This is a genomic window from Runella zeae DSM 19591 (assembly GCF_000423565.1).
Classification (GTDB): domain Bacteria; phylum Bacteroidota; class Bacteroidia; order Cytophagales; family Spirosomataceae; genus Runella; species Runella zeae.
The window spans coordinates 217,575-238,509 of the sequence record NZ_AUIF01000011.1 but is presented as its reverse complement, the minus strand read 5'-3'; the positions used below and the strand labels follow the sequence as shown (position 1 = coordinate 238,509).

Here is a 20,935-nt window from a genome sequence, read left to right as displayed (position 1 = left end):
TGGATTAGGGTACAAAACTCAGCACCGCCGCTTTGAATTGTTCGCCACGGTCTTCATAGTTTTTGAACAAGTCAAAACTGGCGCAAGCAGGCGAGAGCAACACCACATCATCAGCCTTAGCCAATGACAAAGCGTACCGTACCGCCTCCTTAACGTCCTGTGTCTCAATGACAAGTGGAACGATAGGGGTGAAAAACGAGAGAAGTTTGCTATTTTCTTTGCCCAGACAGATAAGGGCTTTTACTTTTTGACGGGCCAAAGTCTCGACTTGGGTATAGTCGTTGCCTTTGTCGATTCCGCCAGCTATCCATATGATTGGGGTATCGTAACTGTTGAGAGCATAAAAAACTGAATCAACATTGGTCGCTTTTGAATCATTAACAAATAAAACATCGTTGATTTTTGCAATCGGCTCCAGCCGGTGAGCCGCATTTCGAAAACTCAATAATCCCTGTTTTATTTGTTCATTATTCAATCCCACCGCCATCGCTGCCAAGGTAGCTGCCATTGCATTGATAGCATTGTGAGGACCTTTGAGGGGTAGCTCGTCTGCTCTTATGTCAAAAGTACGAGTATGATACGTTACTTCCAACTTCCCGTTATTAAAAAAACCACCATTAGTTTCCTTTTTTAAGAAAGAAATGGGTAAATGATTGACATTGAAATGTTTGTATTGAAGCTCTTTGGCGATAGCCTCATTGTCTATAAAATAAATGAAGTCATCGTCAGGTTGCATGTTTTGCAACAGACGAAATTTGGAATTGATATAGTTTTGGAAAGAATACTCATAGCGATCAAGGTGATCGGGGGTAATATTTAACAAAATACCAACATCTGCTTTAAAGTTAAACATGTTGTCGAGCTGAAAACTGCTGATTTCCAGTACAAACCAATCAAATTTATCTTCAATAACTTGTTTTGCAAAGCTCTCCCCAATATTGCCAGCGAGCCCTACATTGATTCCGGCAGATTTCAGTAAATGATAAGTAAGCAGGGTGGTGGTTGTTTTTCCATTGCTGCCAGTGATTGCGATTGTCTTTGCTTTTGTATAACGAGCCGCAAACTCTATTTCAGAAATAATGGGTGTTCCCTGCGCGAGCAGTTGTTGTATCAAAGGTACTTTGTCGGGGATACCAGGGCTTTTGATGATTTCATCGGCAGCAAGTATGCGTTGTGTGTCGTGCTGACCTTCTTCAAAAGAAATCTGATTGGAATGAAGAATAGCCCTATAATCGTCTGATAAAAGGCTTTTATCCGAAAGAAAAACATCAAATCCTTTGGCTTTTGCCAATAAAGCAGCACCTACGCCACTTTCACCTCCGCCTAATACGACGATTTTGAAGGCACTTCTAGACATTTTTATTATATATGGGGTAAAAGCAGAAAAAGAAACTTAGAGCCAAAATAAGGCTTTTTTAGAAGAAATTGCAAAGAAAAGAAAAGCTCTAAAGGTATATATTTAAAGAAATATGTTTAATAGAATAGTGGTATTTTTGAGCTTATGAGTTTATTGTTAGGCACTTTACTGTTAATTAATAAACTCATAAAAGTAAAAATATGAAATGAGAAATAAGAGCTAATATTTTTTTGAAAAGCTATGTCAAAAATTATTGATTTATCTAAGCCTATTCGTTATAACCAACAAGACCCATGGTTTATGAGAGTAAAAATAAAACATAAACCTCATCGAGCAGCGAAGTGGTTGATTCGTTTTTTGGGGCTACCTTTTCGCTTATATCCCAAAGGCTTTGAGGGTTGGGCTGATGATACCATCAAGCATATGGGGGTTCATGCTACTACTCATATTGATGCTCCTTGGCATTATTATCCGACGGTAGGGGGCAAACCTGCCAAAACCATTGATGAGATTCCGCTAGAATGGTGCTATGGGGAGGGTGTTGTGATAGATATGAGTCATAAGCCTGATTTTGAGGTTATTACTGTAGAGGATATTAAGCAGGATTTACTTAAAACGGGGGCTTTTTTGAAAAAGGGCATGATTGTGCTTATCAAGACCGGAAGAGACCAATACAATGGAACGAAGCAATTTGCAGACGTAGGCACAGGAATGAGTAAGGAAGCCACCGAGTGGCTCATTGACCAAGGAATTAAGGTAATGGGTATAGATCAATGGGGCTGGGATTTGCCTATGCGCTACATGATTCAGAAAGCCAAAGAAACCAATGATGCGGAATTGTTTTGGCAAGCTCATTTGGTAGGGAGAGACAAAGAATACTGTCACATTGAGCAGCTTGTCAATCTTAATCAATTGCCACCTTTTGGGTTTAAAATTTGTGTCTTCCCTCTAAAAATTGTGGGGGCATCAGCTGCCCCCGCACGTGTAGTTGCTATTTTGGAAGACTGAATTATTTTTTCTTGGCCTCTTCTGCTTTTTGTGCTGCTTCACCTGCTTTGATAAATTCGGCCATTTGTTGCTGCGTGATACCCACTGTGATGTCAATATTGGGCTTCGCTTGCTTCAATGCCGCCACTCCTGCCTCTGTCGCTTTGGATTGCCACAAATGAAGGCTACGCAAGTTTGGTAGGGAGCTGAGTTCTTTAAGGCCTGCATCGGTCACTTGAGTATTTACAAGATTGAGATATTCAAGATAAGTCAACATCTTGATTTGGCGAAGGGTTGCATCGCTAATACCCGTATTTTCTAAATTAAGTTTTTGTAAGTTTTTTAGTTTGGCAAAAGTAGCGGCAGCTTGGTCGGTGATTTTGGTATCACCCAGCTTTAGCCAAACGATTTGCTCTTTGATGGGTTCAAGTAGTGCGATTTGGGCGTCGGTAAGAGAGTTTACATTGACGGCGTTTACTTCCAATAGATTGCTTCCACTAGCAACAGGAATCACCAACAAACTTGCTTTTTTTAGGGCTTCTATAGCTTTAGGGTCACCTGCTGCTACTTTTGCCGAAAAAACGGGAGATTCGGGAGCGGGGCCACTTACAGAAGAGCTAGATGCGGTGGAAGTAGCTCCTGAACTCAACGAAGCTAAGGCAGGTTTTATGTCGTCTGGGGTTTTTAAGTCGGCTACTTTTTTGTCAAAGGGCGCTCCTTGGTCTATCCACCACGACAAAATGGCTATTTGGGTATCGTTCAGCTGCGTTTTTCCTTTGGGTGGCATGTGGTTGTCGTCTTCAAGCGGCAAAAGACAGCGTTTGATTAGCTCACTTTCTTGGCCTTTGCCATTCACAATGATAGGGCCATTTTCTCCGCCTTTTTTCAGGAATTCAATACCATCCATGCGCAAATCTCCTTTTGATTTGGAGGCATTGTGACATTGAACACAACGAGCCTTCAGAATAGGATTAACTACATCTTGAAATACCATCGCATTATTTATATCCGCAATGGGTTTGATTTCGTCGGTTCCTTTTTCTGGTTTAGGTTCCATGCCAATCCATCCTCTGAAAGGTTCGGGGGTTTCTTGGGTCAAAAAACCTTCGCCGTGAGTAAGTGAGCCTCCATGATGACCCGCTGAAAGGGTAAAGAAGCTACCAATGGCCAAGGCAGGTAAGTACAAAAGACTTCCGAAAGGAATTTTGTTGACAAAAAAATCAGCTTTAGATGCCCAAGCTATCCATGAAGCCACTGCCACCCAAATCCCCTGCCATTGGTGTTCGTTCAAAAGATTTTCTTCATATCCACCACCTAACGAAAGCAAATAGCCTGCAACACAAGAAAGCGTAGCTCCAATGGCTGTCCAAAACAAAACAAATGAAACGGTGGATTCTTTTACATCAATTTTATGAGTCAATCGACCTATTTCAAGCAATACTGCTAAAATCAAAAAACCAATGGGTAAATGAACTAAAACGGGGTGAAATCGCCCAAAAAACGCCGCCCAATCAGAAAAAGCTTGCAACAAAATCATAGTTTGATTTCGACTATCGAGTGAATATTTAATTTACTTATTATAAAGACTACCTCTCCATTTTTATACGCAAAGTCTAGGGGCTTATTTTCGGGCTGGAGCACGACCTTTTGGGGGCGTTGGGAGGATTTAACCATAACTTTCAGATTAGATAAAGGCGGTATGTCGTCACTAGCATGGATTGCTTTGTTGGCATGGTTGCCTGCCATATTGATGAGATTGGCATAAAGCGTTCCATTTTTTTGATTCAAAGCCACATTCACAAATTTGGAGCCACTCACCGTTAGCTTAGGCTGGAAAAGTTGATGAGCCATTTGGCCCAAAAAGTCCCGTCCAATATAGGTTTCTCGTTTGAAGTGTTGTTCCCCAAAATTAAAATAAATAGCCCCTATTTTACCTTTTCCCAAAGAAGCAATCGACGCAATAGGACCTTCGCCATATCGGGTATCTCCCTGCGAAAACCACTGTCCAAAAGTCTGAGTCGTGGGAAGTGGCTCAAAGGGCTGAAAAGTAGCTTTTGTACCAGTAAGCAAATTGCCAAAGCCCCAATTCGGAATGACTTGAGTCGTCGGGCTTAAACGAACGCCTAATTGTGGTTCAAACATTTTGATTGTTTGAGCCCCAATCACCAGTAGATTTCCGCCTTGTTGGACATATTCAATCAGTTCTTTATGAAGGTCAGCATTTATTTTTTTCCACTCAGGAATCACGATAAGCGGATATTCTTTTGTATGTCCCTTTAGATGATGCTCTTGTAATATCTCGGTCGAAAATTGACTATACAAAAGCGCATTAAGGACCCCAATCATGGGCTCTAGTTTGCGGTCGCCTGTATTGTAAACAGTGGTGATTTCGCTTTTATAACCTTCGTTGGAATACAAGATAGCAATTTGTGGCACAGGCTTGGTATTTTGACAAAACGGTTGGCGTTGACGGCAAAATGTAGCCAATTCAGCCATAGTTCCATAGGCATAAGTGGGAAGGCTTCCATCGTGATTTTGGGTCCAATACGCCTGATAGCCACCTCCCATCGAAATCACTTGGGCGGCTTCTTGTGAAAGTTGGGCAGCATTTTTGGGAGATTTGACTTGGTCTTCCCAACCATAACCAAAACTCCAAGACATCAAATCCCACGGTTTGCCTTGAGGGGCTAGGCAGCGCGCCTGAAAACCAGACTGATTGGCTCCGTTGAGCGGCTCTGTGTCGCCAGATAAAAAATCAACATTTATATCGACCTTTTCGGGCATCATGGCCGAAAACGACCAGTTGCTTGCTACCTGAAACCGAGGATTATAAGCATGGAGGACATCGGTATATTTACGTACATATCGCCGAAAAGCCACTCGATGAAATTCGAGCCACTTATCATAATGAGGGTCTGTTTTTTTTCGAGGAATCTCTTGAATACCAGTGGTACTTCGAAACTCTTCGATGGCTTTGGGCGAATAGTCGGGGTTGGTAGCCCAGCAGTCCCCATCGACCCACACCCCATCTACGCCATAGTCACTGATTTCTTTTAATTGAGGAATCAAAAGGCTATCGGAGTAAGCTCCCCAAAACGATATTTTTTGTGGATCGGCCTTCCCGTCTGCGCCAATTCTAGCCCATTGTGGATGATTTTTAGCAGCTTCGTCGTCCCAAACCCCCGAATAATGAACATACAATGCTACTCCATTGCGGCGTGTTACCTCTCTAAAAAGTTTCAATATATCTTTCTCAAAATGCTTGGGTTTATGCCCCACCTTTGTAGGATAGCTCGTCACGCCAGGGTGTCCTTTGCAATCTACTTGGATAAAATCAGGCTTTACTTTTTTGAGAAGGGAGTCAATCATTTTGTCGGTGAGCGTTTTGCCGATTAGCGTATCTTTAAGACTTGCGTGGAAATCAAAATGAAGACCAAAAAAACTCTCAGAACGCCGCAGAGAGGTTTGGGAAGATGCTTTTAGAACTACAAAAAATAGGAAAAAGAAACGTAAAATTTTCATAGAGATTTAGGGGTTTACTTATCGTTAAAAAGCGTTTTATGAGAATATTCTCCTTAGCCAAACACTTGAGGCTTAGCAAAGGGAAATAAAAGCGTTTTAGAAAAACAGGTAAAGTAGTAAAGGGATTTCGCATAATTTATCTTTTCGTATTATCTTGCACGCCCAAATATAAAGCCTCAACAAACCATGACATTCCCAGCAGAGCTTAAATACACAAAAGACCATGAATGGATTCGCCTAGAAGGTGACGATACTGCCGTAGTAGGAATCACAGATTTTGCCCAAAGAGAATTGGGTGACATTGTGTACGTCGACATTACGACTGTTGGACAAACTATTGAAGAAGGAGAGATTTTTGGAACCGTAGAAGCGGTTAAAACAGTTTCAGACTTATTCATACCAGTCACTGGCGAAATCCTAGAATTCAATGAAGAATTGGAATCCTCTCCCGAATTAGTCAACGAAGATCCCTATGGACAAGGTTGGATGATTCGTGTCAAAATCACTGGTTCTGTTGAAAGTTTACTCTCAGTAGAAGCATATAAAGAATTGATTGGTGAATAAATAGAAGCTCCGAAAGGGGCTTTTTTTTTGAAGAAGTTGTTTGTTGGAAAACAACAACTGTAATGATAAACGAACTCTATGCTACTGATTCGTTCTGTTAAAATAGTGGATAGCCGCTCGCCCTATCATGGGCAAACCAAGGATATTTTGATAGATGATGGAACTATCGTTCAAATCGAAGATTCTCTGGAAGTTGCCGAGGCGGAAATATTAAGTGGATCCAATTGGCACATATCCCCTGGCTGGGTAGATATGCGTGTATCGGCTTATGACCCAGGTTATGAGCATAAAGAAGACTTATCAAGTGCCTGTGACGCAGCCCAAGCGGGAGGATTTACGGAGATAGCGGTATTGCCCAATACCAAGCCTGCCCTCGACTCAAAGGATACTTTGATATATGTAAAGCACAAAGCACGCGGAAAAATCGTAAATGTGCATCCCATTGGAGCGGTTACAAAAAGTTGCGAAGGAAAAGATTTTACCGAGATGATTGACCTTGCTCATGCAGGGGCGGTGGCTTTTTCAGACGGTATCCATTCTTTGTACAATACCCACATATTTTTAAAATCCCTCCAGTATTTACAGCAAGTCAATCGAGTATTGATGAACCGCCCCGAAGACCATGACTTAACCGTTTTTGGTCAAATGAACGAAGGCGAATCAAGCACTTTATTAGGTTTGAGGGGCATCCCTTCTATCGCAGAAGAGTTGACGATTATGCGCGATTTGAAGTTGCTTGAGTATGTGGGAGTCAATAGTGAGGTACCTATTTTGCATATTTCGACTATTTCTACCGCCAATTCAGTAGCTCTTATAAGAGAAGCCAAGAAAAAAGGATTGCCAGTCTCGTGTGATATTGCAGCTCATCAGATTGCATTTGACGATACAGTTTTAGGTGATTTTGATACCCATTACAAAGTCAACCCTCCTTTCCGTGGGCAAAACGATATAGAGGCTCTGTGGGAAGGACTAGCCGACGGAACCATTGATGCGGTGGTTTCGGATCATAATCCCCAAGATGAAGAGTCCAAAAATTTAGAATTTGATTTAGCCGAGTTTGGTATTACGGGACTTGAAACAGCTTTTGCTTTGCTAAACACTTATCGTCAGAAAGTAGAGTTAGAGCAAATTGTGAATAAACTCACCCACCGACCTCGTGAGATTTTAAGACTTCCAGAGGTAAGTATTGCGGAAGGAAACAAAGCTAATTTAACGATTTTTGACCCAGCATTGGATTGGATATTTACCGAAACTCATTCCCAATCTAAAAACACTCCATTTTTAGGAAAACCATTAAAAGGCAAAGCGTTGTATGTGCTAAATCGAAATATGGTTGAAAAATGTGGATAACTATGTGGATAACTTATGAAAAATGTGATTAACTTTTTCAACAAACCCTTACTCAAGATTCCTCTACTATTTGGGCTTGTGGCAGGATTGGTTTGTTTTTTGTTTTTTTTGATAGTGCAAAACCTCGATAAATTTTCGAGCACTAGTCGATTATTAGACGTTGGCTTTTTTAGTATTCTGATTGCGGCGGCGTGTTGGTATTATCGAAAAAATATTGGTAAAGGCTATATGCATATGTGGGAAGGGATTTCGATTGGGTATGTAGTTTGGCTAACAGGCGCCTTGTTTTGTGGGTATCTTACAAGTTTGTTTTTTTATTTTTTCCCAAATTCCCTTTTACATTATAAAAACATCCTTCGTCAATCTCTCTTGACCAATAAGGAAGAGGCTGTCAAAGTATGGGGCAAAGAACTCTATGATCAAAAAATAGCCGATATTGACCTGCTTGAACCGTCAAGTTTCATCTTTGATGAATTCCGTTTTACCTTGCTTCTGATTGTGATGGCGGTATTGTTGATAGCCCTTATATTTCGCAAACAGCATCCTTCAGGAACCGCTTAATAGGTGGGTGTACTTGTAGATTTTATTTTTTCTTAATTTTGTAAAAACACAATGACTAAAACCATGAAAAAAGTAATCTTAACGTCTTTGATGACGATACTTGCATTAGGCGTTTTTGCACAATCAGAGGGGTATTTTGGAAAAAAAATAAACGACAAAGGAGCAATTGCCTCTGCGGAGCTACCCAAAAAACTAGGCTCTAAAGAAAAAATGAGTACCAAAGTAACAGGTACTGTCGAATCAGTTTGCCAAGCAAAGGGCTGCTGGATGAAAATCAAAACTACGGACGGGCAAACGATGCGCGTGACTTTTAAAGACTACGGTTTTTTTGTGCCTAAAGACATCGCCGGTAAAACGGTAGTGTTTGAAGGAGAAGCAAAAATGAAAACCACTCCTGTGGCCGAATTGCAGCATTATGCCGAAGATGCTGGCAAGAGTAAAGAAGAAATTGCTAAAATCACTGAGCCTAAGCATGAACTCACTTTTGTTGCTGATGGCGTAATTGTGAAAAAATAAAGAACACAAAGTCGCAGGCGGTCGGTCGGTTTAATCCTGACCGACCGCTTTTTATTTGTACTTTTGTCGTTTCTTCAAAAAAGAATAATAAATAAAATAACATTTTAATACCATGACCACAGAACAGTTGAAAGACTTGAAAGCCCGTGTTTCGGCTTTGAGGGGGTATCTTTGACTACGATACCAAGAAAGAAAGACTAACAGAATTGGAACAAGTGCAAAGTCAGCCCGAATTTTGGAATGATAATACCAAGGCCGAGCAGACTATGAAAGAAGTGAGAGCCCTAAAAGGCTGGACCGAAGGCTACGAAAAAGTTGAGGAGCGTTTGGGAGATTTAGAAACCTTACAAGAGTTTTGGGAGCTAGGCGAAGCGACTGAAGCCGAAGTAGAAGCCGAATACCAAGCGCTCTTGAAAGTATTGGAGGAAGTGGAATTGAAAAAAATGCTCTCCAACGAAGAAGACCAACTCAATGCTGTTTTGGAAATTAACTCTGGGGCAGGTGGTACCGAAAGCCAAGATTGGGCCGATATGTTGTATCGGATGTATGTGCGTTGGGCCGAAAAACACGGCTACAAAGTGACCCAAATCGATTATCAAGAAGGAGACGGGGCAGGTATAAAATCGGCTTCTATTCAGATAGATGGTCCACAAGCTTACGGTTATTTGCAGTCCGAAAATGGTGTCCACCGTTTGGTACGTATTTCGCCTTTTGACTCTAATGCTCGTCGCCATACTTCTTTTGCGTCGGTATATGCCTATCCGCTGATTGACGATAGTATTGAAATCGAAGTCAATCCCGCCGATATTGAATGGGATACCTACCGTTCGGGAGGTGCTGGAGGCCAAAACGTAAACAAAGTAGAAACGGCAGTACGTCTTCGACACCGTCCGTCGGGCTTGATGATTGAGTGTCAGCAAGAACGAAGCCAACACCTCAACCGCGATTTGGCGATGCGTTTATTAAAATCAAAACTATACCAAATCGAAGTAGAAAAACGCAATGCGGCGCGTGCAGAAGTAGAAGCCTCCAAGAAAAAAATTGAGTGGGGTTCACAAATTCGTAACTACGTCATGCACCCTTACAAATTGGTAAAAGACGTTCGGACAGGCGTAGAGACCTCTGACGTTCAGGGCGTTATGGATGGTGACTTGGACGAATTTATCAAAGCCTATTTGATGTTGCAGTAGTAGAACAGTTATCTCAAATAATACAAAAAGCCCTGACTCATCATCAGGGCTTTTGTGTAAGGATGGTTGTTTACAAACCTATAAATCTAAAAATCTGTTAATAATTTTCTGTAAATCAGTGAATAATAATTAACAGCGTTGCCAGCACTAAATAGCAGGGTCTGCGGGGGTATTGGATGAATTATTAGCTCTTTCGGTCAATGGATAAGGATACCATGTACGACTCCGCTCCACTTGTGAAGCTGCATTTCCTGAAATAGGTGCTGTACGATTAAAGCGGCGATTATCTTCCAAGCGCATTCCTGATAGATACAATTCAATCGCCCGCTGACGATATATTTCCGTCAACAGAGCTGTTGCAGTGTTTTCGCCACTGTAAGCCGGAAGCCCCGCTCCTATTCCCCAAGCATCAGTAGTTTTTGTCAATACTGAATTGAGAGCTGCTGTAGCACCCGCCAAGTCGTTGGTACGCGCCGCTGCTTCTGCTCTAATAAGCAAAATTTCGCCAGGCAAATACACCGGAATCGCGGCGTTGTTAGCCGTAAAGAAGCTTGCTCTTCCCAGATTTACTCCGCCAGCTGCAACTCCCGTAGGATTGGATAGATAAAAAGCCATACGTTTGTCTGTCGCTACAGGACGTAAGCCTTCTGGCAGACCCAAGGTAGCATTGAGTGGTTCGGTAACGTTTCTGTTACCAAAAGTGTTAAAAAACATAGGGTTCTGGGTGGCGTCGTCAAAATTGAAGGCCGATTTTTTGGTTAAATCCACCTTATTGGCTGCCGCAAGTGCTTTGGCATTATCGCCTGTCATGAGACTATAACGCGCAATCAGTGCTTGAAGGGTATTGGCAAGATCTATACCCGCTACAATACGACTCGCAAAGGTCGAAGAAACAGGAGTAGCAGCAAGGGTTGTGGCGGCTGATTCGAGGGTTTTGATTGCTTCTTTCAAGGCTTCATCGCGCGTTACGAACGGCGCATTAGTGCCACTTACGATAGGCAGTTTTTCCCAAAATTGAGCCATTGTACCCAGTGCCAATGCCCTGAAAATAGAAGCATAAACAGTGATACCACTTTTGGTACCTGCATCACCAGCTACATTGCCTACATTTTGTAAAATCAAATCCGCATTTGCTTTTACCAATTGATTTTGAGCCCACAGGTTGCGTATGATGCCATTGTTGGTAGTGATACCAATCCCCCCAATACGGAGTTGTTCTTCATCACCATTTCCGGCATTCAAAACAGTCAATTCTTTGGTAGTAAGACCGTTGGCTGTAATGGAGGTATAAATAACACCCGCACGAGTGCTAGTGTAGCGATATTGTAATCCGTTGCAAAGAGTAATCAACCCATTGATGTCGGTAGTTACTTGGGTTTCACTAGCTGCACTAGGGTTGAGGTACTCTTGGTCACAAGAAGTAGTAGTGAGCAAAAATCCAGCTAAAATTGAATATATGATGGTCTTTTTCATATGAAAATCAAAGTTTTAATTAAAATGAAAGGTTCAGCTGCACTTGGTAAGTACGCGGGATAGGTACGTTTCCAAAGTCAACTCCCCGCAAAATATCGCTGTTATTACCTGCGTTTGTTTCAGGGTCAAAACCGTTGTATTTATCCCAAGAAATCAAATTGCGACCTACTAGCGAGACACTCCAATTGCTGATACCTTTTACTTGGGGTAATTGATATGTCAAGGCCAACTCTCTTAGTTTAGTAAATGCTCCATTATCTACGCGGTATTCTTCGATGTTTACCAAAGAAAATACATAACCACGTGGTACAGTACCGAGCATTTCGGCTTCTGCCAAATCACCGATACCTACGTTGTTGCGGGTACGTTTGTCAGCATTAAAGACTTGTACACCCTGAACTGCATCCAACAAAAACCGTAATCCTACTTTTTTATAAGTAAGATTGCCACTAAAGGAGCCTGTCCACTTAGGGTTTGGATTACCAATTACGGTGGTGATAAAACTTCCCGAAGGTTGCCCGTCGGCTCCGCGTTGAGCGGTATAACTAATCGGGCTATTCTGGGTACCACGTTCACGTTGTGGAAGGTTTTGGGAAGTTAGAAGAAGAGAACCATCGGCATTGCGGGCATAAGGGAAGCCGTAAAATACACTCGCAGGTTGTCCTTCAATCAAAAATACGGGCGCACCTGCGGAGTTTGAAATGGTAAGTGTCCCGATTCCTGGGTTTCCTTGGTCAATATCTAATACTTTGTTGCGGTTTTGGTTGTAAAGTACCGTGAAATCTGCCGAGAAGTCTTTTTTCTTGACGGCAAGTGCATTCAAGCTGATTTCAAAGCCTTTGTTTTCCATGGTTCCTACGTTGTTTACGATACTTGTACCACCCGTAGAAGGTGCCAATTCGCGGTTTACAACTAAGTCTTTGATTTGCTGATTATAGACAGACACACCTACATTTACTCTGCTTTTCAAGAGAGAAAGGTCCGCTCCGACTTCTATTTCATCCATTCTTTCGGGGCGCACACGTGGATTGGCAAGGGCGCTACCCGGTACAATGGTATTTTTTCCTAAGAACGGAACAGGCGAAAATTGCCAAAAACGGCTATAGCTACCAATACCTGTAAGATTTCCGGCTTGTCCGTAAGAAGCACGAAGTTTGAGGCCATCCCAAATGCCCGACAAACCGCTGTTTTTCCAGAATTCTAGGTCAGATACCACAAAGCTACCGCTGATTTTGGGGTAAGTTTGGTTGGTTTCAGAAGGGGAGAATTTGGAAGAACGGTCGCGACGAATCGCAGCGGTCAAAAAGGCTAAGTTTTTGTAACCCACCGTAGCTTGGGCAAAGAATCCACTCAAATTATACCGGTCTAATCCGTAGCCAGCCGTAACAGTAGTACTAGCTGCACCACTTACAGTTTCGATAAAAGGTGCTGTGTTTAAGCCACTTGCACGGGTAAAATCTGACTGATAAAATTGGTAGTTGAAGCCAGCCGCCGCATTGAGTTTGAGGTCGTTGGTAATGTCAATTTCGTAAGTGGCGTTGATGTCGCTATTAAATTGCGTTACGTTGTTGGTGGCATTCGCAGCAAATCCATCAGGATAGCGTTCGGCAGGTAACCCTGCTACGGCTTGATAAGGATAAGGAGGAATGTAGTTTTTACCCAACTGAGAGTAATTATCTACCCCCACAATCCAGTCAATGCCTAGACCTTTGATAGGCGTTAGATTGAGCTGAGCGTCGGCGATAGTGCGGTTTACGGCTTGGGTAAACTGCATAGCCTCAACAGTCGTAAGTGGATTGACGCGCGTTGGCTCTACGGCTAGCAAATTCCCCGCTGCGTCGCGTTGGGTAATATCGTAGATGTTGTTAGTGATAGTGACGGAGTTGATAGGGCTGTAGAAAACGTTACCGTTGGGTTTTTCGTTGGAAAAACTATTAGAATAATTTAAGCCTGCCGACAATTTTGCCCAATTGGTCAAACGTTGGTCAACCCGAGCGCGCAGACTAGCTCGACGGAAATCTACACCTTTAACAATCCCTTCATTTTTCATGTAAGAAGCTGATACAAAGTACTGAGTACGGTCAGTTCCGCCTGAGATAGAGAGGGTATTGTCATTTCCATAACCAGTACGGAAAATTTCGTCAAAATAATTGTAACGAGTCACATCTACCAAATTAGAAGCTAACTGAGAAGTCGCACCGTCTCTTACGATACCCACGGTGGTAGTTCCTGGGTTGGCGGCGATTTGCGCGGACGAAATCACCCCAATAGTGTGTAGTCTCAAATCCTTAAATCCAAACTGCTTGCCAAGAGTAGAAATAAATACCCCTTTACGAAGCTCATTGACTGAGAAGTTGGTTGAAAAATTGATTTTAGGAGTTCCTGCTTTGCCTCGTTTGGTAGTGATAATGACCACGCCATTGGCAGCTCTAGAGCCATATTGGGCGGCGGCAGCGGCACCATTGATTACGTTAAGGCTTTCGATGTCGTTAGGGTTGATATCTGCCAAACGATTGGTACCCAAAGCGGCATTGGGAGCTTGACCACCCAAGCTAAGGGCAAGTTGAGATACGGATGAGGTTTCGTTGTTGACAATCACGCCATCGATTACATACAGCGGATCTGAGCTTCCTAGTATAGATTTTACCCCGCGCAAACGCACCGTAATCCCACCCGCAGGGTCTCCAGAGTTTTGGGTAATTTGGGCACCGGGTACTTTTCCTTGTAAAGCACTCACGAGGTTTGGAGTACCAGTTTTTTCAAGATTGTCGGCCTTGATAGTAGTGATAGCATTTCCTAGTTGACGTCTTTCGGCGCGGAGTGTCGAACCCGTCACTACCACTTCATCAAGATTCATTTGGTCTTCTTTTAAAGACGCATTCACTACCGATTGACTAGAGGTTACATTTTGGCTGACAGAACTAAACCCGATAGCACTAAAAGTTAGTTTTGCATTTCCACTCAGTGATAAGGAGTAGTCTCCTTCGATGTTGGCAGTAGTACCTACTGTAGTACCTACTACCTGAATAGTAGCCCCTGGTATAGGCTGCCCATTGGCATCTGTCACTTTACCTTTTACGGTAAAAGACTGCGCCCAACTACTTAATGTAATCAGCATCGCAACGATAGTGCCAAGGATTTGCTTCCATGAAAACTGAAGCCGTAGGGGTAAAAAGTGAACGTAGCTGTTTTGGCTCATAGTTATTGAAATAGGTTATTGTTGAAATCGGCATAAAACCGCATGAAATAAATAAAAAAACGGCAAAGTCCGACAAATAATTGCGGAGTTTTTCGTTTTTTTGGTAAAATATTCTAAAAAAAAGGAATTTAAGCCAATAAAAAGATTTGTGCCGCTTAGGTTATTTGATTTATTTGCGCCTTTATGCGGGTTTATCTTCAATGGAAAAAAATATGCATCAAGTTCAAACGCATTTGTTAAAAAGAGAACGACAGGCTTTTATTATGAAGCAGATAAACCTACACAACAGGGTTTTATCGGCTGATTTAGGATTGATGCTCAATGTATCAGAAGATACAATTAGAAGGGATTTGAACGAATTGGCGGAGCTTGGGGAGCTTGTAAAAGTTCATGGAGGAGCCTTGTCCAAATCTTACCATTATGACTATGCTTCCAATACTACTTATGCGCTGCCCGAAAAAACAATCATTGCGCAGAAAGCAGTTACTTTGATAGAAGAAGGTATGTATGTAATGGTAGGCGGCGGAACTACCGTTCGTGAGTTGGTGCGATTACTGCCCCAAGATCTGAAAGCCACGTTTTTCACAGTAAGTCTAACTACGGCTTTACAACTTTGTGATCATCCTAGTGTGGAAGTAATTTTTTTGGGAGGAAAGCTTATCAAAAACTCACAAATAAGCGTGGGAGGAGAAGTCATAAGTCGAGTCAATGACATCAATGCTGATTTGTGTATTTTGGGTACCAATGCTATTGATGTGACGGAAGGAATCACCGATTCGGACCTAGAAGCGGTACAGGTTAAAAAAGCAATGATGAAAGCCTCAAAACGCACGGCTATTGTGACTATTAGTGAAAAATTGGGAAGTATGCAGCGGTTGCGTGTTTGTGATTTGAGTGATATAGATTTTCTAATTACTGAACTTATCCCTTCAGACCCTGTCTTCAGCAATTATGACCAAAACGGGCTCATGATTTTATGATAAATCCTCACGGAGATGGGCGAATATAAGATGTGGCACATAGAAGCTCAAAATTTGTAGACAAAAGCTACACCCATTAAAATTTGACTTCTCCGAAGTCCTTGGTGTGAAGGCAAAAACCTTATGCTACAAAGGTGAAGCTTCTCCGAAGCTATTCTTCCACAACGGTCTTCTCATATGCTGCTTCGGAGAGGCGCAAAGTTTGTAGCTCATTCATTTTTCTTTTAATCACGCCTTTTACGTCTTTCTTCTCTTCGCGTCTTATTGAGTTTGCTAATTGCTTCTTTAGCTTCTTTTACTTGGCTTGATTTTTTTTCACCTCTATCTACTACTGTTTTATAATACTCCAGTGCTGCTGTAAAATCCTTTTCATTTTCGGCTATTTTTCCTAAACTTATCAATGAAGATAGATAATAGCCCGAGGTGAAGGATTTGGTTTTAGTGGCAAAATCAATCGTTTTTTGATAATACTCTTTGGCTTTAGGGATATCGCGGTGGTAATTGTTGTAATAATACGCCAAAGCATAAGCGGCATTTCGGCCACTTACGGCTTCGTAGCCAGGCATTCCTTTATCAATTTTAGTTAAAATGCTATTGGCTATTTTTTCTGCCTCGGCGGCTTGGCCTCGTACAAATGCCGATCTCAAATAGTAGCGTTCAAAATAGGGATTATCTGGATAAGTTTCCCAAGAGTATTTGGCCAAATCGTACGATTTAGCGTACTGATTTTCGTAGCCATAAATTTGAAGCAAAAAATACCGAGCTTCCGTACGTGTGTAGAAAGCATTATTACCTACTTTTTCTAGTTGCTGAATACCGAGTTGTTTGTTTCCTTTCGGGAAAAGCCACAAAATTGGCTTTAGTAACGGATAATTGTCGGGAATCCATTCGGCAAAATAATTAAACAAACCATCCCCAAAAAGCAATTCTGGGCTTAGTTCGCTTTTGCCTTGGCATTTCTCCATGTATTTGAGGGCATTTTTGCCCGCCACGGTAGCGCGAGTCCAATGTTTACGCTCAGAGTGGATACGACCTTTGAATGCATAAGCAGCTGCTAGAAAAAACGCAGGTTCGATTTTATTTTCTCGAATATCATAAAGTTTCTCGGCCAGCGTAATGCACGTATCCATCAGTGCGATACAGCTTGCGTCGTAGCGGGTGTCGTCGGTATTGGGGACCATTTTCCACCATTCAGCCAAACCCATCAAAAAATAAGGCATGGGATGATTGGGGTAGCGATATTTCAACCAACGAAACTCGGCATCTGCTTCGGCAAATTTAAAATTATACAGTTTGTTGATTGCCTCGGTAGCCTCAATTTGTACCCCTGGGTTCGACAAGAGCATTTCGTATTTACTATCAAAATCGGCAGAAGCGTATAATTGCGCTTGTAGAGGGCTTTCACAAACCACAAACAACCCTATTAAGCTGAATAACCAATATTTTAAGTGGTTCTTTTTCATGGTGTATTATCTTTGCTGTGTCATACTAACGAACAATTCTTGAGAACAGTTTGTGTGCCTTCTGTTTTTTTAAGGATTTTTTAATATTTTTCAAATCATGCTGACGGTCAAAGACAAAAAATTTGTTTCGTTTATCGACAAACACCAAATAGAAACGCGAATAGCTCAACTTAGTCGCGAAATTAGTGAAGATTACCGACATAAAAACCCTTTATTCATTGTAGTCCTCAATGGTGCTTTTATGTTTGCATCAGACCTTATGAAAAACGTTTCAATCCCTTGCGAAATTACGTTTGTGAGGGTTTCTTCTTATTCCAAAACTACTTCTACGGGTGAGCTTACTGAAGTGTTGGGATTAAAAGAACCAATCCAGAATCGACACGTAATTATCGTAGAAGATATTGTTGATACAGGGCTGACAATGAACAAGTTATTGTTTCAATTGTCTATTCACAAACCAGATTCTATTCAAGTTGCAACTTTGCTTTTTAAACCCGCTGCCCTCAAAACCCCCCTTAGCGTCAAGTACGTAGGTTTTGAAATTGAGAATCGTTTTGTGGTAGGCTATGGCCTTGATTATGATGGCTATGGTCGCAATACCGATAGTATTTATGTTTTGGCTGATTAAAGCTTTTTGATAATAGTTAAGAAAATTTTACCTAACTTCTTCCCCGCTCCATGTCTGAATTTCAAGCGTATTTACAACTTGGTTTTGAACACATCACCGACCCCAATGGTTATGACCATATTTTGTTTGTAGTTGCACTTTGTGCCGTTTATGCTTTTCGTGATTGGAAAAAAGTTTTGATTCTGATTACAGCCTTTACATTAGGGCATTCGGTTACGCTTGCCTTGGCTACGCTTAAGCTTATTACTTACAGTTCGGATGTAATAGAATTATTGATTCCTATAACTATTTTTATCACAGCGCTTTCTAATTTTTCCGAAAACAACCAAGTAGAAGCAAAATCCCCCAAATTGCGGTATGTGCTAGCGGCATCTTTTGGCTTAATTCACGGAATGGGTTTTTCCAATTACTTGCGGAGTTTGTTGGGTGAACAAGAAAGTATCGTAATGCCTTTGTTTGCGTTTAATCTTGGTTTGGAATTGGGACAGTTATTAATTGTTGCCATTGCCTTGGGAATTGCCTCGCTTTTTGTGGAGGTTTTAAGGGTAAAACGCCTCACTTGGAATCATCTTATATCAGGTATCGTAGCAGGTATGGCTCTTTCGCTTATCTTAAACAATGAGCTTTTTCGCACTATGATGGGGATGTCGGTAGAATGACGTCGCTAAAAAAGTGCTAAATGTCGTGCCTTAAAAGGTCTTTATTTATTATTAGAGTATTTTTACACCAATCCAACAAACCAAATATCAAATGAGAAAACAGTTTATCTTTTATTGGCTCATGCTTACAGGAGGCGGTCTGCTAGCACAGCCTCCAGCAGGTAACTACCACGCCAACGACCGTTTTGAACAACTTGGAGCGACCTTGCCTACCCCCAACACTACACGTACCGCATCGGGTGCCCCAGGGAAAGACTTTTGGCAGCAACGTGCTGATTATGACATCAAAGCAGAACTAGATGACGAACAACGTAAAATCACCGGAAGCGAAACCATTACTTATCATAATTATTCGCCTGATGAGCTGAAATATGTATGGTTGCAGCTTGACCAAAACTTGTTTGCGAAGGGTTCTATTAATGCGCTTTCGCAGCACAATAGCATCCAGCCACAAATGTCGTCCAATGCCGTACGTGGCCTAAACGCGCCAAGCTCGGTACGCAGTAGCATTACTGGCGATAAAGACTATGATTTTAAAATTACTTCAGTCAAGGATGCTAAAACAGGCAAGCCTCTACCTTATACCATCAACAACACCATGATGAGAGTGGAGCTACCAGTAGGTATCAAAACAGGGCAATCATATGCATTTTCGGTAGATTGGAATTATTTCATCAACGAATATTATGGACGTGCAGGGTATGAGTTTTTCCCAAAAGACGGCAACACCAACTACTTCATTGCACACTGGTTTCCGCGCATGTGTGTATATGATGATGTAAACGGCTGGCAGCATAAGCAGTTTTTAGGGCAAGGGGAGTTTACCCTGACTTTTGGAAATTATAAAGTAGCTATTACGGTTCCCAATGATCATATCGTAGGAGCAACGGGCGAGATTCAGAATATGGCACAAGTGCTTACGCCTGAGCAGCTAAAGCGTATGGAGAAAGCAAAAACTGCTACTCGTCCAGTACTAATTGTGAGCCAAGAAGAAGCCGAAAAAGCAGAAAAGGGCAAACCTACTGGCAAAAAAACGTGGATTTTCAAGGCTGACAACGTCCGTGACTTTGCCTTTGCTAGTAGCCGCAAATTTATCTGGGATGCGATGCAAGTAGAGCAAGCTGGCAAAAAAGTAATGTGTATGTCGCTTTATTCTAAAGAAGGAAATCCTCTTTGGGGTCAATATTCGACAATGGTCATTGCGCACACGATTAAAAGCTACTCTAAGTTTTCTATTGATTATCCGTATCCTGTATGCTACTCTTGCCATGTCAATGGTGGGATGGAATATCCAATGATTTCGTTTAATGGTGGCCGTCCCGACCCTGACGGAACTTATTCGGAAGGTACGAAATTTGGAATGATTGGGGTGATTATTCATGAAGTAGGCCATAATTTCTTCCCCATGATTGTCAATTCCGATGAACGTCAATGGGGCTGGATGGATGAAGGATTAAATACTTTTGTGCAATATCTCACCGAAAAAGAATGGGATAGAGATTTTCCGGCACGTCGTGGAGAGCCTCAAGATATTGTGGAATACATGAAGCAGGATACCAAAAACTTGGTGCCTATTATGACAAGTTCCGACAATATCATGATGTATGGCCCCAATGCCTACGCAAAGCCTGCCACTGCGTTGAATATTCTACGCGAAACAGTAATGGGACGTGAGTTGTTTGACTACGCTTTCAAAGAATATAGCCGCCGTTGGGCTTTCAAAAACCCTACTCCTGCCGATTTTTTCCGTACCATGGAAGATGCCTCTGGGGTAGATTTGGATTGGTTTTGGAAAGGTTGGTTTTATGGAGTGGAGCCAGTAGACCAGGACTTGGTGGAAGTAGAATGGTTTGCGGTCGATACCCAAAACCCTGACCTCAACAAAGCCGAAGCCAAAAAACAAGCCGACGAAAAACGCAATACCGTGGCTCGTCAACGCGACAAAGATTACATCAAAGAGTCGGTGGTAGAAAAAAATCCTGACATGAAGGATTTTTACAATACCTACGACCCTTACAAAGTAACCGACGCCGACAAGAAGAAATACGAAGCCTATCTGGCAAGTCTCTCACCTGATGAGCGAAAATTGGTAGAATCAGGCTTGAATTTTTATACTTTGAAAGTGAAAAATAAAGGCGGCCTGCCGATGCCCGTGATTGTGAAGATGCAGTTTGAAGACGGAACGGATTCGGTGGCTCGTTTTCCAGCGGAGATATGGCGCTTGAACGACCAGCAGGTATCGAAGGTGGTGACGACGAAGAAGAAAGTAGTGCAATGGACCTTGGATCCCTATCGCGAGATCGCTGATATTGATGAAGAGAGCAATCATTTCCCACGTCAGCCAGCGCAGCCTACGCGTTTTCAGTTGTTTAAAGGAGGCGGTTTTCAGCGAGGTGGTGGCAGCAATCCCATGCGTGAAGCCCAGCAAAATCAACAGGCCCGTCCTGCTCAGCAAGGAGGCGCCAATAAAAACTAAGAAATTATTT

16 protein-coding genes are annotated in these 20,935 nt (G+C 42.1%); 10 read left to right on the top strand and 6 right to left on the bottom strand.

Annotated elements, in window-relative coordinates; genetic code table 11:
• Positions 1-4: 4 nt before the first annotated feature.
• Positions 5-1,357, bottom strand: a complete 1,353-nt coding sequence (murD, locus tag G563_RS0104535) for a UDP-N-acetylmuramoyl-L-alanine--D-glutamate ligase (RefSeq protein WP_037325862.1) — start codon at positions 1,355-1,357, stop codon at positions 5-7.
• Between the two features lie 240 nt (positions 1,358-1,597).
• Between murD and G563_RS0104530 the strand changes: the two genes are divergently transcribed.
• The gene (locus tag G563_RS0104530) at positions 1,598-2,365 is read left to right on the top strand and encodes a cyclase family protein (protein WP_028664261.1); all 768 of its coding nucleotides are present in this window, start codon (positions 1,598-1,600) and stop codon (positions 2,363-2,365) included.
• Between the two features lies 1 nt (position 2,366).
• On the opposite strand, the gene G563_RS0104525 is transcribed toward G563_RS0104530, so the two are convergent.
• A complete protein-coding gene (locus G563_RS0104525; protein ID WP_028664260.1) occupies positions 2,367-3,881 on the bottom strand; it encodes a c-type cytochrome domain-containing protein in 1,515 nt (504 codons plus the stop codon).
• On the bottom strand, positions 3,878-5,866 hold the full coding sequence (locus tag G563_RS0104520) for an alpha-amylase family protein (RefSeq protein ID WP_028664259.1): 1,989 nt from the start codon (positions 5,864-5,866) through the stop codon (positions 3,878-3,880). Before G563_RS0104520 ends, G563_RS0104525 begins: the two co-directional genes overlap by 4 nt.
• 186 nt (positions 5,867-6,052) lie before the next feature.
• Between G563_RS0104520 and gcvH the strand changes: the two genes are divergently transcribed.
• From gcvH to prfB, 5 genes are all read left to right on the top strand, one after another.
• Positions 6,053-6,430 carry a glycine cleavage system protein GcvH gene (gcvH, locus tag G563_RS0104515; RefSeq protein WP_028664258.1) on the top strand — a complete coding sequence of 126 codons (378 nt, stop codon included), beginning with the start codon at positions 6,053-6,055 and terminating at the stop codon, positions 6,428-6,430.
• A gap of 78 nt (positions 6,431-6,508) precedes the next feature.
• Complete coding sequence (locus G563_RS0104510) at positions 6,509-7,780, top strand: dihydroorotase (protein ID WP_028664257.1); 1,272 nt, start codon at positions 6,509-6,511, stop codon at positions 7,778-7,780.
• A 15-nt stretch (positions 7,781-7,795) separates the two neighbouring features.
• Complete coding sequence (locus tag G563_RS0104505; protein WP_028664256.1) at positions 7,796-8,341, top strand: DUF4199 domain-containing protein; 546 nt, start codon at positions 7,796-7,798, stop codon at positions 8,339-8,341.
• Positions 8,342-8,404: 63 nt separating this feature from the next.
• The gene (locus G563_RS0104500; RefSeq protein ID WP_028664255.1) at positions 8,405-8,857 is read left to right on the top strand and encodes a DUF4920 domain-containing protein; all 453 of its coding nucleotides are present in this window, start codon (positions 8,405-8,407) and stop codon (positions 8,855-8,857) included.
• Between the two features lie 112 nt (positions 8,858-8,969).
• A protein-coding gene (prfB, locus tag G563_RS0104495) for a peptide chain release factor 2 (protein WP_157585064.1) occupies positions 8,970-10,047 on the top strand; the annotation gives its coding sequence in 2 pieces (ribosomal slippage) (positions 8,970-9,029 and positions 9,031-10,047; 1,077 coding nt in all).
• 147 nt (positions 10,048-10,194) lie between these two features.
• Here the strand turns inward: prfB and G563_RS0104490 are convergent.
• Together G563_RS0104490 and G563_RS0104485 are read right to left on the bottom strand one after the other, a co-directional pair.
• The gene (locus tag G563_RS0104490; RefSeq protein ID WP_028664253.1) at positions 10,195-11,520 is read right to left on the bottom strand and encodes a RagB/SusD family nutrient uptake outer membrane protein; all 1,326 of its coding nucleotides are present in this window, start codon (positions 11,518-11,520) and stop codon (positions 10,195-10,197) included.
• 19 nt (positions 11,521-11,539) lie between these two features.
• Positions 11,540-14,719, bottom strand: coding sequence for a SusC/RagA family TonB-linked outer membrane protein (locus G563_RS0104485; RefSeq protein WP_028664252.1), 3,180 nt, complete (start codon positions 14,717-14,719; stop codon positions 11,540-11,542).
• A gap of 212 nt (positions 14,720-14,931) precedes the next feature.
• Here G563_RS0104485 and G563_RS0104480 point away from each other — a divergent pair, with 212 nt between their 5' ends.
• Positions 14,932-15,699 carry a DeoR/GlpR family DNA-binding transcription regulator gene (locus G563_RS0104480; RefSeq protein ID WP_028664251.1) on the top strand — a complete coding sequence of 256 codons (768 nt, stop codon included), beginning with the start codon at positions 14,932-14,934 and terminating at the stop codon, positions 15,697-15,699.
• Positions 15,700-15,923: 224 nt separating this feature from the next.
• On the opposite strand, the gene G563_RS0104475 is transcribed toward G563_RS0104480, so the two are convergent.
• Entirely contained in the window at positions 15,924-17,162 is a 1,239-nt protein-coding gene (locus G563_RS0104475) for a hypothetical protein (RefSeq protein ID WP_028664250.1), read from the bottom strand.
• 97 nt (positions 17,163-17,259) lie between these two features.
• On the opposite strand from G563_RS0104475, the gene hpt reads away from it, so the two are divergent.
• The 3 genes from hpt (at position 17,260) to G563_RS0104460 (ending at position 20,925) form a co-directional block, all read left to right on the top strand.
• The gene (gene hpt, locus G563_RS0104470) at positions 17,260-17,790 is read left to right on the top strand and encodes a hypoxanthine phosphoribosyltransferase (protein WP_028664249.1); all 531 of its coding nucleotides are present in this window, start codon (positions 17,260-17,262) and stop codon (positions 17,788-17,790) included.
• Positions 17,791-17,840: 50 nt separating this feature from the next.
• Positions 17,841-18,449, top strand: coding sequence for a HupE/UreJ family protein (locus G563_RS0104465; RefSeq protein ID WP_028664248.1), 609 nt, complete (start codon positions 17,841-17,843; stop codon positions 18,447-18,449).
• A gap of 91 nt (positions 18,450-18,540) precedes the next feature.
• Entirely contained in the window at positions 18,541-20,925 is a 2,385-nt protein-coding gene (locus G563_RS0104460; RefSeq protein WP_028664247.1) for a M1 family metallopeptidase, read from the top strand.
• Positions 20,926-20,935 lie beyond the last annotated feature (10 nt).

Excerpts from the sequence above, each read along its gene's own strand:
- G563_RS0104505 (WP_028664256.1), top strand. The coding sequence starts at position 7,796 with ATGAAAAATGTGATTAACTTTTTCAACAAACCCTTACTCAAGATTCCT.
- G563_RS0104530 (WP_028664261.1), top strand. The coding sequence starts at position 1,598 with ATGTCAAAAATTATTGATTTATCTAAGCCTATTCGTTATAACCAACAA.
- G563_RS0104465 (WP_028664248.1), top strand. The coding sequence starts at position 17,841 with ATGTCTGAATTTCAAGCGTATTTACAACTTGGTTTTGAACACATCACC.
- hpt (WP_028664249.1), top strand. The coding sequence starts at position 17,260 with ATGCTGACGGTCAAAGACAAAAAATTTGTTTCGTTTATCGACAAACAC.
- G563_RS0104460 (WP_028664247.1), top strand. The coding sequence starts at position 18,541 with ATGAGAAAACAGTTTATCTTTTATTGGCTCATGCTTACAGGAGGCGGT.
- G563_RS0104475 (WP_028664250.1), bottom strand. The coding sequence starts at position 17,162 with ATGAAAAAGAACCACTTAAAATATTGGTTATTCAGCTTAATAGGGTTG.
- murD (WP_037325862.1), bottom strand. The coding sequence starts at position 1,357 with ATGTCTAGAAGTGCCTTCAAAATCGTCGTATTAGGCGGAGGTGAAAGT.
- G563_RS0104500 (WP_028664255.1), top strand. The coding sequence starts at position 8,405 with ATGAAAAAAGTAATCTTAACGTCTTTGATGACGATACTTGCATTAGGC.
- G563_RS0104490 (WP_028664253.1), bottom strand. The coding sequence starts at position 11,520 with ATGAAAAAGACCATCATATATTCAATTTTAGCTGGATTTTTGCTCACT.
- G563_RS0104510 (WP_028664257.1), top strand. The coding sequence starts at position 6,509 with ATGCTACTGATTCGTTCTGTTAAAATAGTGGATAGCCGCTCGCCCTAT.
- G563_RS0104480 (WP_028664251.1), top strand. The coding sequence starts at position 14,932 with ATGCATCAAGTTCAAACGCATTTGTTAAAAAGAGAACGACAGGCTTTT.
- G563_RS0104520 (WP_028664259.1), bottom strand. The coding sequence starts at position 5,866 with ATGAAAATTTTACGTTTCTTTTTCCTATTTTTTGTAGTTCTAAAAGCA.
- G563_RS0104525 (WP_028664260.1), bottom strand. The coding sequence starts at position 3,881 with ATGATTTTGTTGCAAGCTTTTTCTGATTGGGCGGCGTTTTTTGGGCGA.
- gcvH (WP_028664258.1), top strand. The coding sequence starts at position 6,053 with ATGACATTCCCAGCAGAGCTTAAATACACAAAAGACCATGAATGGATT.
- G563_RS0104485 (WP_028664252.1), bottom strand. The coding sequence starts at position 14,719 with ATGAGCCAAAACAGCTACGTTCACTTTTTACCCCTACGGCTTCAGTTT.